The following is a 12,895-nucleotide window of genomic DNA, read 5'->3' on the forward strand; positions in this document are numbered from 1 at the left end:
CGCACCTCGAACGCCCTGCCCCTGCCACTCCCGGCACCTGCAACCAGCGAGCATTCCATGAATCTTCCCAACGACCACATCGTCAAGAGCTACGACGAGGAACAGCAGCGTCTGGTGGCCGAAATCCTGCGCATGGGCGAAATGTCCGTGGCCCAGCTCGAAGCCGCGCTGGATGTGATCGAACGCCGCGACGAGAAGGCCGCCCTGCACCTGGTCGCCAATGACGAGGCCATCGACCAGCTCGAGCAGCAGATCAGCCATGACGTGATGCGGCTGGCGCTGCGTGGGCCGATGGCGCGCGACCTGCGCGAGATCCTGGCCGGCCTGCGTATTCCGGCCGACATCGAGCGCATCGGCGATTACGCCGCCAACGTCGCCAAGCGTTCCATCGCGCTGGTCGCGGTGCCGCCGCTGCCGCAGATCCAGGGCCTGCGCGCCCTGGGCCGGCTGGCCGCGCAGCAGGTACGGCGCGCCATGGACGCCTACCGCGACAACGACGCCGAGGCCGCGCTGAAGCTGCGCGAGGATGACGCCCGCCTGGACGCCCAGTACACCGCGCTGTTCCGCGAGCTGCTCACCTACATGATGGAAGACCCGCGCAACATCACCCCGTGCACGCACCTGCTGTTCATGGCCAAGAACCTGGAGCGCATCGGCGACCATGCCACCAACATCGCCGAGAACGTGTGGTTCCTGGTCAAGGGCGAGCAGCCGCTGCCCCCGCGCGAGAAGCGCGATGAGACCAGCACCGTCGACCACGTCTGATCGGCGGTCATGCGCCTGTCGTCGTGGAAAACTAACGCTTTTTTCGACAGGCGCTTGCTAAGCTCCGGCCTCCCCCGGCCCAAGCCGATACCGGAGACACCCCGACCATGGCCATCGACATCCGCAAGTCCACCTCACTCGCCCTCGGTGCCGCGCTGCTCGGCAGCCTGGGGGCCGCGCCCGCCTTCGCCATGACCGACCTGGCCCAGGGCTACGCGCTGGGCGCCACCGCGCAGACCCCGCCGACCGCCGGGCAGCAGGCCACCGCCGAAACCGCCAAGACCGAAGACGCAAAGGCCAAGCACAGCGCCGAAGGCAAGTGTGGTGAGGGCAAGTGCGGCGCCAGCAAGGACAAGAACACCGACGCCGACGCCAAGGCCGCGGACAAGGCCGCCGGCGCCGCCAAGGCGCATGCCGAAGGCAAGTGCGGCGAGGGCAAGTGTGGCGGCAGCCACTGAGTCATCCGCATCCCACCCGCACTGGCCGTTGCCGGCCGGTGCGGGACTGGGCCTGCGACGCGCGTTGCTGGATGCGCTGCTGAGTGCGCCGGCAGGTTCTTTTGATTTCCTCGAATGCGCACCGGACAACTGGATCGGTGTTGGCGGCCGGCTGGGCGAGGCGCTGGCCGAGCTGTCGCAACGACATCCCCTGAGCTGTCATGGCCTGTCGCTGTCGCTGGGGGGCCCGGCCCCGCTGGATGTGGACTTTCTCGCCCGTACCCGCCGGTTTCTCGACCGCCACCGCGTGACCCTGTACAGCGAGCACCTGAGCTGGTGCAGCGATGACGGCCATCTGTACGAACTGCTGCCGCTGCCGTTCACTGAGGAGGCGGTGCAGCACGTGGCCGCGCGCATCCGCCAGACCCAGGACATCCTCGGTCGCCGCATCGCGGTGGAGAACGCCTCCTACTACGCCATGCCGGGCGCCGGGATGGATGAAGCCGGCTTCATCAACGCGGTGCTGGACGAGGCCGACTGCGAGCTGCTGCTGGACGTGAACAACGTCTACGTCAACGCCATCAACCATGGCTATGACGCGCATGCGTTCCTGGCCACGCTGCCCTCGGCACGCATTGCCAGTTATCACGTGGCCGGCCATCACGATGAGGCGCAGGATCTGAAGATCGACACCCACGGCATGCCGGTGAAGGACGAGGTGTGGGCGCTGCTGGGCCACGCCTATGCGCTGCATGGGGTGCGCCCGACCCTGCTGGAGCGGGATTTCAACTTTCCGCCGCTGGCCGCGCTGCTGGCCGAAGTGGACCAGATCCGCCAGCTGCAACAGGCTGCCGATGCGGGTGCGGTTTACGCCCATGGCTGAGTCCCTGCGCGAGCTGCAGTTCCGCTTTGCCGCGCACCTGCGTGACCCGCAGCGGCAACCGCCCCCGGCGCAGATCGATCCGCGCCGCCTGCAGGTCTATCGCGAGCTGTATTTCAACAACATCCAGAGCCTGCTGGCGGCCAATTTCCCGGTCATCGCCAGCACGCTGGGGGAGGAACGCTGGCTGCCGCTGGTGCGTGCGTTCTGCCGCGAGCATCGTGCCCACACCCCGCTGTTCCCCGAGATCGGCCAGGAGTTCATCCACTTCCTCGACCAGCAGCCCGTCCGCGCCGATGCGCCGTGGCTGCTGGAGCTGGCCCACTACGAATGGATCGAGCTGGCGCTGAAGATCAGCGATGCGCCGCTGCCCGCGCATGACCCGGCCGGTGATCTGCTGGCGCAGGCGCCGGTGCTTTCACCGTGGTGCCGGGCGCTGGCCTACACCTGGCCGGTGCACCGCATCGCCCCGGGCTACCAGCCGCTGCAAGCGCCGGCGCAGCCCACGCTGCTGCTGGCACGCCGCCAGCCCGACGGCGCGGTTGTCTTTTCGCAACTGTCGCCCTTGCTGTACCGGCTGCTGGAACGGCTGGAGCAGCTGCCGCGACGGTGTGGCCGCCAGCACCTGCAGGAGCTGGCGGCAGAGGCCGGGGTCCACGCGGACGCGACGTTCCTGGACAATGCCGCGGCGATGCTGCGGCAACTGGCCACCAGCGGCTGCATTGTCGGCACCACCACGCCGGCCTGAGCCGCGCGCGCTTCAGCCACCAGCGCACGGCCAGGCAAAGTGCTCTGCTACCCTATTGCGATGAATGAACACGTTGAGCCCTCGGCCCCCCGACCCGCTTTCACGCCGATGGCGCAGCGCTTCCGCGGTTTCCTGCCCGTCGTGGTGGATGTGGAAACCGGCGGCTTCGACTGCACCCGGCACGCCTTGCTGGAAATTGCCGCGGTCCCGGTGGAAATGGACGAAAACGGCCTGCTCTATCCCGGCCAGACCGCCAGCGCGCACGTGATTCCGGCCGAAGGAACCGAGATCGATCCCAAATCGCTGGAAGTGACCGGCATCGTGCTCGATCACCCGTTCCGCCTGGCCAAGCCCGAACGCGAGGCGCTGGAACATGTGTTCGCACCGGTGCGCGCGGCAATGAAGAAATACCACTGCCAACGCGCGATCCTGGTCGGCCACAACGCCCACTTCGATCTGAACTTCGTCAATGCCACCGTCGCCCGCAGCGGCCACAAGCGCAACCCGTTCCATCCGTTCAGCGTGTTCGATACGGTAACCCTGGCCGGCGTGGCCTACGGCCAGACGGTATTGGCCCGTTCGGTGCAGGCCGCCGGCTTCGACTGGGACGCCAACGAGGCCCACAGCGCGGTCTACGACACCGAGCAGACCGCGCGCCTGTTCTGCAAGATCGTCAATGCGTGGCCGTCGTCGCCCCTGGGCGCCCTCTCCCGTTAACCCTCGCAGATGCGGTCGCGGCCTTCACTCTTGGCCCGGTAGAGGGCCAGATCCGCGCGTGCGTACAGCTGTTCCGGGGCCTGATCGGCCGCGCCCAGCTGCACCACGCCGGCACTGAAGGTCAGGTGCAGCCCGGCGATATCGGCCCAGTCCTGCTGCGCGTGGAACAGCTCGCGCAGCCGCTCGCTGATGCGCAGAGCCTCCGCCAGCGGCGTGTCGCTGAGGATCAGTGCGAATTCCTCGCCGCCCAGCCGCGCCGCCAGGTCCGATTCGCGACAGCCGCTGCGGAGCAGGCGGCCAACCTTGCGCAACACTTCATCGCCGACGCCGTGGGACCAGGTGTCATTGACGTTCTTGAAGTGGTCGATATCCAGCACCACCAGCGACAGCGGCTGGCCATTGCGCGAGGACCGGGTCATCTCGCGCGCCAGGGTCTGGTCGAACGCGCGGCGATTGGCCAGCCCGGTCAGCGCATCCTCCCGCGCCTGCCGCTCGAAAGCCTCGGCCTGCTCGCGCAGACGCTCGGCCAGCGTGCTCTTTTCCTCGTTGGCGGCCAGCAGGTGGTCGGCCTGCAATTTCAGATCGTGGGTGCGCTCCTCCACCAGCCGCGCCAGACGGGCGTTGTTGGCCTCGTAACGATGGATCACGTAGCGGAACAGCGCATACAAGGCCAACAACACCAGCAGCAGTGCCGCGAAATGGACATCCAGCCGCTGCCACCACAGCGGCTGGACGGTGAACTGCCACAGGGCCGTCCCCTCGCTCCAGCGGCCATCCGGATGCGCCGCCGACACGTGCAGGGCGTAGTTGCCCGGCGGCAGGCCCACATACTCCACGCCGCGCTGGTTGCCGCGCTCGACCCAGTCCCGCTCCAGTCCTTCCAGCCGGGTGCGGTAACGGATCCGGTCGGACATCAGGTAACTGAGCCCGACATAGTTCACCGCCACCCGCAGCCCGCCGGGAATCATCTTCGCCTCGCCGCTGCGCCAGTTCAGCGGTTCGCCATCCAGCCGCACGTTTTCGATCACCGCCGTCGGTGGCGGACGTGACTGGAAGCGCTGCAATGCCGCCGGTTGCACCGTGGTGACGCCACCGGCGGTAGCCACCCAGATACTGCCATCGCGCCTGCGGACGGCCGCCGGCCCCGAGCTGCCATTGGCCTGCGCGCTGGCGACCCCGTCGATCTCGCGGTACATCACCCCCTCCAGCCGGGGCCGCGTGCCATCGGCCACCGCCTGCAGCTGCTGCGCGTCCGTGCGCCAGATGCCGCGATTGCTGCTCAGCCACACATTGCCCAGCGCGTCGGGCACCAGCTCGAACACCGTATCCACCGGCAGCCCGTGTTGCAGCCCCACGTGCGCCAGGCCGTTGCCGGTGTAGCGGTAGAGACCGCGGTCGCTGGTGATCCACACCGCATCATCAATCTGGCGGAAGCCGTATACGGCCCGCGCATCGCCAAGTTTGGCGATATCGATCTTCTGGGCGCGTCCGCCCTGCATGCGCCACACGCCTTCGGTGGTACCGATCCACAAGGTGTCTTCCAGCCAGCTCAACGCCAGCACCACCGTGCGCGGCATACCCGGAAGCGCCACCGGCACAGCGCGCCCGTTTTCCAGCTGCAGCACCCCATGGGCCGAGCCCAGCCACACCCGGCCGTCGGGCGCGAGCGCGATCGCCCGGTAGTTGCCACGCGGCACCTCCTCCCCGGGCCGGTACCGGTGCACACGGCCACGATCGTCGATATGGAAGACGCCCTCGCCACGGGTGCCGATCCAGACGTCATCCCGGGTCCCGGTAGCCAGCGCCAGTATCGAGGGCTGGCGTTCGCCGGGCCGCAGGGCGACCGGCTCGATCCGGCCATCAGGCAGCATCCGGTCCAGACCACTGCTGCTGCCTATCCACAGCGCCCCGTTGGCATCTTCGGTGAGCGTGCGGATGAAATCGCCACTGAGTCCATCGCTATGGGTGTAGCTGTTGAACAGGGCCTCGCGCAGGCGCAACAGGCCGCCATTCAAGCCGACCCAGATGCTGCCTTCCTGGTCCTCCAGCAGGCTGATGACCCGCGAGTCGAGCAGCGCCCCGGTCGAGCGCAGATGCTCGGCGCCCTTTTCGCCCAACCGCCACAGCCCGTTGTTTTCGGTCCCCACCCAGACCTCCCCGTGGCGGTCCAGCAGCATCTCGGTGAGCTGGCCCACGCCGGGAAGCCGGTGTTTGAGTACCAGATGCTCGCCTTCCATCCGGTAGAGATGGTCGGCCGCCACCACCCACAGCGAGTGATCCGGCGCCAGATAGGGCCAGGCCAGACCGGGCGGAAGATCGAACGCGGCAGGCGCGCGCTTGATCACGCCGTCGAGATCCAGATACAGCAGGCCGTCGAAGGTTCCTATCCAGACCCGGTCACGCCCGTCCACCGCCATATGGGTGAAATTGACCGCATCACGCAGCGCCGCCGGCGGAAGGAAATGATGGAAGCGGCCATCCGGATCCAGCCGGCCAAGTCCGGTGCCTTCATACAGCAGCCACAGCCGGTCGCGGCTGTCCTTGTGCATGGCCTCGATCATGACCGCCGGCGCATCGCCGTGGGGCGGCCGCCACTGCTGCCAACGGCCCTTCTGGTCGAAACGGGTGACATTGCCGCGCGAATCCCCCATCCACAACGCGCGCTCCCGGTCCACGTACAGGGTGCCGATGCCGTTGTCAGGCACGGGAGGACGGCTGTTGCGATCGAACACGGTGAAATCCAGCCCGTTGTAGCGGGCCAGGCCTTCCCAGGTGGCGAACCACAGATGGCCGTCAGGGGTCTGCGCGATATCCCGCAACGTGTTGTGCGGCAGGCCGTTGCGGCTGGTCCACAGGTCGCGGCTGTAATCGTTCAGTGCGGTGCGGCTGGACTGGCTCCAGGCGGGCCAAGCGGCCATCAACAACAGCAGAAACAACGACAACGCGCCGCTTACCCGCAGCCCGGCGGGCAAGCGCATACGACCTGCGCTCTCTGCCAGGTATGCCTTATGACCGGTTTCCCATTCCATCGTGGACGATCTGCTCTTGCATGCGCCCCCGGCCTGGCGCGCCCCTGAATACCGGGTCCCGAGGAAGCCACGGCGCGCCTGCAACGACAACGCCGCCATCCTCCGACAGCTTCAACCTACACCACTTGCCCGCGGCCGGCGGCAACCATTCCCATTTGCCGCGCGGGCCACGGGACATCCCGCCACCGTGACAGCAGTGGCGAACGGCGGCTCGGGAAGAGATCAAAATGCGTCCGGACATGGCGAATGCCCCATCGCCCGACCCTGCCGGCTGGCACCGCGTCCCTCGCGGCACGTCCATCCGGACGCGGCGGCTGGCCACCCGCCGGCAGCCCCAAGCCGGCGCGGCAGATGCTAACCGGCAAACGTAAGAACCCAGGCGGTGATCGCGCAGGCCGCCTGTCCAGGCGATCACGCGGATTGCCCGTCCCGCCCCCCTTCGGGTAGCGGCAGAAACCCGCCCCGGGGGTGCACTGGCGGGTTGACGCGGCATGCGCCCATGGCGGCTTCGCACCGGCACACCGCGGTCGCAGCCATAAAAAAGCCCCGCTGATGGCGGGGCTTTGGGTGGCAACGGAGCGGTTCAGACCAGGCGCTGGCGCACCGCCTCGAACAGCACCACGCCGGTGGCCACCGACACGTTGAGGCTTTCGATATCACCCGGCATCGGGATGCGCACCAGCCCATCGCAGGTTTCGCGGGTCAACCGGCGCAGGCCATCACCCTCGCCGCCCATCACCAGCGCCACATTGCCACGCAGGTCGAGCTGATGGATGGTCTGGTCCACTTCACCGGCCAAGCCGTACACCCACACGCCCAGCTTCTGCATGTCCTTGATACAGCGCACCAGATTGGTCACCGCCACCACCGGGATACGGTCGGCGGCACCGGCGCTGGTCTTGCGCACGGTGGCGTTGACCGGCGCGCTCTTGTCCTTGGGAATCACCACCGCGGTGACGCCGGCAGCGGCCGCGCTGCGCAGGCAGGCGCCGAGGTTGTGCGGGTCCTGCACCTCGTCCAGCACCAGCACCAGCGCCTTGCCGCCAGCGGCCTCGATCAGACCTTCCAGCTCGTTCTCGGCCCACAGCTTGGGCGCGGCGTAACGGGCGACCACGCCCTGATGGCGGACCTGTCCGGCCACGCCGCCCAGTGCCTGGGCGTTGACCTTGCGCACGTCGATGCCTTTGCGCAGGGCTTCTTCCTCGATTTCCACCAGACGCGGATTCTTGGCGCCGGCCTCGATCAGCACTTCGCGGACATTCTCCGGGTCTTTTTCAATCGAGGAAGCCACGGCATTGACGCCGACGATCCACTGGTTCTGCTTGCTCATGGGCGTCACATGGGGAAAAACGGGGGGTGGCAATGGTAGGCCCATTCGGTCCGGCCCGCAGCTGCCACCGGCCTGCGGACCGCGCGACGGGCGGCCGCCTGCCGGCAGCCGCCATCGACATCAGTACTTCTTTTTGCTGCGTTTGGCCGGTTTGCCACGCTCAGGCAGTGACGGCACGTCCGCCGCCTGGCCGCCCTTGCGCTCGACCAGGCGGAAGTCGATCTTGCGCTCCTCCATGCTGGCCTTGAGCACCAGAATGCGGACCCGGTCACCGAGCCGGAACTCGCTGCCGTTGCGCTCGCCGCTGAGCATCTTGCGGATCGGATCGAACTTGTAATAGTCGTGCGGCAGCTGGGTGACGTGGACCAGACCGTTGACCTTGGAGTCGTCCAGTTCAACGAACAGTCCGAAGCTGGTGACACCACTGATGACGCCTTCAAACTCGCCACCGACATGTTTTTCCATCCACGCGGCGCGATAACGCTCATCCACCTCACGCTCGGCCTCGTCGGCGCGACGCGCACGCTCGGAGCACTGCAGCGACAACGCGCTCATCTGATGCGGGGTGTAAAGGTATTTTTCCGGGCGGGCGCCAGTCAGCGCATGCTTGATCGCCCGATGCACCAGCAGATCCGCGTAGCGGCGGATCGGCGAGGTGAAATGCGCGTACGCCTCCAGCGCCAGACCGAAGTGACCGTTGTTGTCGGGTGAATACACCGCCAGCGACTGGCTGCGCAGCAAGACCGACTCCAGCAACGCCGCATCCGGCCGCTCGCGCACCTTCTTCAGCAGCTTGGTGTAATCGCCCGGCTGCACTTTGCTCCACGGCGGCAGACTCAGTTTGAACTCCTTGAGGAATTCAAGCAGGTCCGCATATTTGGATTCCGGTGGCCGCTCGTGCACCCGGTACGGCGCCGGCACATGCGACGCCAGCAGGAACTTGGCAGCCTGCACATTGGCCGCGATCATGCACTCCTCGATCAGCTTGTGCGCTGCATTGCGCACCAGCATGCCGGCCTGGGTGACCTCGCCGCGATTGTCCAGCTCGAAGCGGACTTCCGAGGTTTCAAACTCGATCGCGCCGCGCTTCTCGCGCGCTTTTTCCAGCAGCTTGTACAAGTTGTAGAGATGTTCGATGTGCCCCAGCTGGGGACCGATTGAAGCGCGTGCATCGGCGTCATTCTCGCCAACGGCCTTCCACACCTGGTCGTAGGTCAGACGCGCATGCGAGCGCATCACCGCCTCGTAGAACTTGGACTGGGTGACCTCGCCGTCACTGTCCACCTGCATATCGCAGACGAAACACAGGCGGTCGACATTGGGGTTCAGCGAGCAGATGCCGTTGGAGAGCGTCTCCGGCAGCATCGGTACAACAAAGCCCGGGAAGTACACCGACGTGGCGCGCTTCTGCGCCTCGTCGTCAAGCGGGGTGCCGGGCCGCACATAATTGGACACGTCGGCGATCGCCACCACCAGGCGGTAGCCCTGACGGTTGCGGATGCGGAAACCCTGGCGATTGCTTTCGCAATACACCGCGTCATCGAAATCCTTGGCGTCAGCACCGTCGATGGTGACCAGCGGCATGTCACGGAGGTCGACACGACCGCCGATCATTTTCTGCTCCACTACCAGCGGCACCGCGGCGGCTTCATCCAGCACTTGCTGCGGGAATTCGTGAGGCAGCTCATGGCCGTGGATCGTCGCCTCCACCACCAGCGACGGTGTCAGCTTGTCGCCCAGCACGGCGATGATGCGACCGATCGGCGGACGCCGGGTGTCCGGCGCCTGCGTCAGCTCACACACCACCAGCTGCCCGTCTTTGGCGCCGCCGGTGGCATCGGCCGGAATCTGCACGTTGCGCTGGATCCGCTTGTCATCGGGCACCAGATAGCTGATGCCCATTTCCACGGTAAAGCGCCCGATCAGACGGTTGACGCCTCGCTCCAGCACGCGCGCGATGGTGCCTTCACGGCGGCCTCGGCGATCGATGCCGGTGACATTGGCCAGCGCGCGATCACCGTGCATGACCTTGCGCATCTCGTACGGCGGCAGGAACAGGTCATCGCCGCCCTCATCCGGGCGCAGGAAACCGAAGCCTTCCGGGTTGGCGATCACCACGCCGGGAATCAAGCTCAACTGCTGCACCGGGGCGAAGCCGCCGCGACGGTTCTGGACCAGCTGGCCATCACGCACCATAGCGCCCAGGCGTTTGCCCAGCGCCTCGGCCCGGTCAGGCTCGGTCAATCCCAAGTGCCGCCCGAGCTCCTCGGCGTTCTGCGGCCCGCCACAGCGCTCGAGCACCTGCAAGATCGCCTCGCGACTGGCGATGGGCTGCTCGTAACGCTCGGCCTCGCGCGATGCGTAGGGGTCATCGATCGTGGATACCGGCGCCGGTTTGCGACGGCCACGCACAAAACTCTGCGGTGCGCCGTTGTCTTTGGATCTGCTGCGACCTGGCTTGGCCGGCGCGGCCAGGCTGTCTGGCATCCAGGGCGGCAGCTTGCCTGATTTGGAGGATTTGCCCGGCGCTTTACCCGGCGCTTTACCCGGTGCTTTGCCCGGCTTGCTGCCGGGGGCGGACTTGTGGACCTTGTCGGTCCCAGTGGTCTTTTTGTTTTTCATTGGCCTCCATGGTACCCGCTGATTGCTGTATGCAGTGCAGACCGTGCCACACGCCGTCGTTACGAAATAAAGCGTTGACAAACACCTGCGCCCTATTCAAAATCGCCGGCCTGAAGTGCCCAGGTGGCGGAATTGGTAGACGCACTAGCTTCAGGTGCTAGCGGGGGCAACTCCGTGGAGGTTCGAGTCCTCTCCTGGGCACCACGTTCAACGATCAGACCCGCGCAAGCGGGTCTTTTCGTATGTGCGATTGCCGTCATCCTGTTGCGCAGATTGCCACGACGAACCGCGAGGGACGAAATCGTCGAATCGCACTGCAAAGTTGTTGACGCTTTGAAAAACGGCCTGCATAATCTCGCTCCTGAGTCGCCCAGGTGGCGGAATTGGTAGACGCACTAGCTTCAGGTGCTAGCGGGGGCAACTCCGTGGAGGTTCGAGTCCTCTCCTGGGCACCATGACTCAAACGAAACAACCCGCGAAAGCGGGTTTTTTTGTGCCCGCTGATCGGACCGTTCTTCCAGCGTCACATCTTCATCATTTTTGTTGACAGCCTGCGTCGCGGCCGGCACAATTCCGGTCCTGAGTCGCCCAGGTGGCGGAATTGGTAGACGCACTAGCTTCAGGTGCTAGCGGGGGCAACTCCGTGGAGGTTCGAGTCCTCTCCTGGGCACCATGACTCAAATGAAACAACCCGCGAAAGCGGGTTTTTTCGTTTCTGCCGTTTGAAATTCTTTCTCCGACACCCCGCAAAAAAAGCGCGCCAGCGCGCTTTTTTAATGGCCGGACATTCCTGCATGCCGCCGCGCTCAATGCCCCCCGGCCGAAGCGGCGCCCGCCCCCGCACCGAAGGGGGGCTTGGCCAGCCACACGAACACGATGATCGCCAGGAACACCCAGCCCAGCAGCAGGAAGATGTCGTTGAAGCCCATCTGCGACGCCTGGTGGCCGATCATGTTGTCCAGAAGCGCGGCGCCATGCTGCAGATCGCCCTGCCCCATCGCGGTGATCCGCTCGTGCATGCCGGGCTCGTAGACCGAAATGTGCGCGGTCAGATCGGCATGGTGCTGCTGGGTGCGCCGCGACCACAGCCAGGTGGTCAGCGAGGCGGCGAAGCTGCCGCCCAGCGTGCGCAGGAACGTCGCCAGCCCTGAGCCGGCCGCCACTTCACGCCCGTCCAGATCCGACAGCAGGATCTGCAGCACCGGCATGAAAAACAGCGCCACGCCTGCGCCCATCAGCAACTGGATGCCGGCCACGTGCGCGAAGTTCACCTGCAGGTTGAAGCCCGAGCGCAGGAAACAGGTGATCGACAGCACCAGAAACGCCATGGAGGCGAGCATGCGCATATCGAGCTTGCCACCGTACTTGCCCAGCAGCGGGGCCAGCATGATCGGCAGGATGCCCAACGGCGCGGTGGCCAGCCCGGCCCAGATCGAGGTGTAACCCAGATCGCGCTGCAGCCACAGCGGGATCATCAGCGCCACGCTGAAGAACGCGGCGTAACCGACGACCATCGCCAGCGTGCCGGCGCGGAAATTGCGATGCCGCAGCAGGCGCAGATCGACGATGGGATCCTTGTCGGTCAGCTCCCAGATCAGGAACACCGCCAGCGCCACCACCGCGACACAGGCCAGCACCACGATCTTGGTCGAGGCGAACCAGTCCTCCTCGTTGCCCAGATCCAGCAGCAACTGCAGGCAGCCCACGCCGATCACCAGCGTGACCAGACCGACATAGTCCATCTTCGGCTTCTCGATCTGCTCGACCCGGTGCCGCAACTGGCCGCCGACGATCACCGCGGCGATCACCCCCAGCGGCACGTTGATCAGGAAGATCCATTCCCAGCTGTAGTTGTCGGTGATCCAGCCACCGAGGATCGGTCCGGCGACGGGCGCCACCACCGTGATCATCGCCAGCAGCGCCAGCGCTTGCCCGCGTTTCTCACGCGGGTAGATCGAGACCAGCAGCGACTGGGTGATCGGGTACATCGGCCCGGCGACAAAGCCTTGCAGCGCGCGCGACGCCACCAGCATGCCCATGCTCTGCGCGATACCGCACAACAGCGAGGCCAGGGAGAAGGCCACCGTTGCCCATACAAACAGCTTGACCTCGCCAAAGCGGCGGCTGGCCCAGCCGGTCAGCGGCAATGCGATAGCGGTGCTGACCGCGAAGGAGGTGATGACCCAGGTGGCCTGCTGCGAGCTGGCGCCCAGGTTGCCGGCGATGGTCGGCAGCGAGACATTGGCGATCGTCGTATCGAGCACCTGCATGAACGATGCAAGCGCCAGTCCGGCGGTGCACAGCGCCAGGTTGGCCGGCCCCGCACCTGCGTGGGCGGCCGGCGCCGCGGGAGCTTGAGCGGACATG

At 66.2% G+C, this 12,895-nt stretch carries 9 protein-coding genes and 3 tRNA genes; 8 read left to right on the plus strand and 4 right to left on the minus strand.

All coding sequences use genetic code 11. The annotated features are described in order from the left end of the window. Positions 1-57 precede the first annotated feature (57 nt). From phoU to rnt, 5 genes are all read left to right on the plus strand, one after another. On the plus strand, positions 58-765 hold the full coding sequence (gene phoU, locus ACVOMH_RS00205) for a phosphate signaling complex protein PhoU (RefSeq protein WP_057505787.1): 708 nt from the start codon (positions 58-60) through the stop codon (positions 763-765). 107 nt (positions 766-872) lie between these two features. Next, on the plus strand, positions 873-1,223 hold the full coding sequence (locus ACVOMH_RS00210; protein WP_481550666.1) for an HvfA family oxazolone/thioamide-modified RiPP metallophore: 351 nt from the start codon (positions 873-875) through the stop codon (positions 1,221-1,223). Next, positions 1,207-2,085 (plus strand): HvfB family MNIO-type RiPP peptide maturase, encoded by an 879-nt coding sequence (locus ACVOMH_RS00215; protein ID WP_481550667.1) that lies wholly within the window; start codon positions 1,207-1,209, stop codon positions 2,083-2,085. The genes ACVOMH_RS00210 and ACVOMH_RS00215 overlap by 17 nt, the downstream gene beginning before the upstream one ends. Further along, on the plus strand, positions 2,078-2,830 hold the full coding sequence (locus ACVOMH_RS00220) for an HvfC family RiPP maturation protein (RefSeq protein ID WP_481550668.1): 753 nt from the start codon (positions 2,078-2,080) through the stop codon (positions 2,828-2,830). Before ACVOMH_RS00215 ends, ACVOMH_RS00220 begins: the two co-directional genes overlap by 8 nt. A gap of 60 nt (positions 2,831-2,890) precedes the next feature. Continuing rightward, positions 2,891-3,547, plus strand: coding sequence for a ribonuclease T (rnt, locus tag ACVOMH_RS00225; RefSeq protein WP_481524383.1), 657 nt, complete (start codon positions 2,891-2,893; stop codon positions 3,545-3,547). On the opposite strand, the gene ACVOMH_RS00230 is transcribed toward rnt, so the two are convergent. From ACVOMH_RS00230 to rnr, 3 genes are all read right to left on the minus strand, one after another. Beyond that, the gene (locus ACVOMH_RS00230) at positions 3,544-6,465 is read right to left on the minus strand and encodes a diguanylate cyclase (protein ID WP_481550669.1); all 2,922 of its coding nucleotides are present in this window, start codon (positions 6,463-6,465) and stop codon (positions 3,544-3,546) included. The two genes, rnt and ACVOMH_RS00230, sit on opposite strands and share 4 nt — an antisense overlap. A 694-nt stretch (positions 6,466-7,159) precedes the next feature. Beyond that, a complete protein-coding gene (gene rlmB / locus ACVOMH_RS00235) occupies positions 7,160-7,906 on the minus strand; it encodes a 23S rRNA (guanosine(2251)-2'-O)-methyltransferase RlmB (RefSeq protein ID WP_054660104.1) in 747 nt (248 codons plus the stop codon). 120 nt (positions 7,907-8,026) lie between these two features. Continuing rightward, the gene (rnr, locus tag ACVOMH_RS00240) at positions 8,027-10,528 is read right to left on the minus strand and encodes a ribonuclease R (protein ID WP_481550670.1); all 2,502 of its coding nucleotides are present in this window, start codon (positions 10,526-10,528) and stop codon (positions 8,027-8,029) included. Positions 10,529-10,645: 117 nt separating this feature from the next. Here rnr and ACVOMH_RS00245 point away from each other — a divergent pair. From ACVOMH_RS00245 to ACVOMH_RS00255, 3 genes are all read left to right on the plus strand, one after another. Continuing rightward, a tRNA-Leu gene (locus ACVOMH_RS00245) sits at positions 10,646-10,732 on the plus strand. A gap of 164 nt (positions 10,733-10,896) precedes the next feature. Then, a tRNA-Leu gene (locus ACVOMH_RS00250) sits at positions 10,897-10,983 on the plus strand. 131 nt (positions 10,984-11,114) lie between these two features. Then, positions 11,115-11,201, plus strand: a tRNA-Leu gene (locus ACVOMH_RS00255). A gap of 133 nt (positions 11,202-11,334) precedes the next feature. Here the strand turns inward: ACVOMH_RS00255 and ACVOMH_RS00260 are convergent. Next, positions 11,335-12,894: a DHA2 family efflux MFS transporter permease subunit gene (locus ACVOMH_RS00260; RefSeq protein ID WP_481524387.1), complete on the minus strand. Its 1,560-nt coding sequence runs from the start codon at positions 12,892-12,894 to the stop codon at positions 11,335-11,337. Between the last annotated feature and the right edge of the window lies 1 nt (position 12,895).

This window comes from Stenotrophomonas sp. STEN013, assembly GCF_056760355.1.

Bases quoted from the DNA above. Each gene is read 5' to 3' on its own strand.
- phoU (WP_057505787.1), top strand. From the start codon at position 58: ATGAATCTTCCCAACGACCACATCGTCAAGAGCTACGACGAGGAACAG.
- ACVOMH_RS00210 (WP_481550666.1), top strand. From the start codon at position 873: ATGGCCATCGACATCCGCAAGTCCACCTCACTCGCCCTCGGTGCCGCG.
- ACVOMH_RS00220 (WP_481550668.1), top strand. From the start codon at position 2,078: ATGGCTGAGTCCCTGCGCGAGCTGCAGTTCCGCTTTGCCGCGCACCTG.
- rnt (WP_481524383.1), top strand. From the start codon at position 2,891: ATGAATGAACACGTTGAGCCCTCGGCCCCCCGACCCGCTTTCACGCCG.
- ACVOMH_RS00230 (WP_481550669.1), bottom strand. From the start codon at position 6,465: ATGGCCGCTTGGCCCGCCTGGAGCCAGTCCAGCCGCACCGCACTGAAC.
- rlmB (WP_054660104.1), bottom strand. From the start codon at position 7,906: ATGAGCAAGCAGAACCAGTGGATCGTCGGCGTCAATGCCGTGGCTTCC.
- rnr (WP_481550670.1), bottom strand. From the start codon at position 10,528: ATGAAAAACAAAAAGACCACTGGGACCGACAAGGTCCACAAGTCCGCC.
- ACVOMH_RS00260 (WP_481524387.1), bottom strand. From the start codon at position 12,894: ATGTCCGCTCAAGCTCCCGCGGCGCCGGCCGCCCACGCAGGTGCGGGG.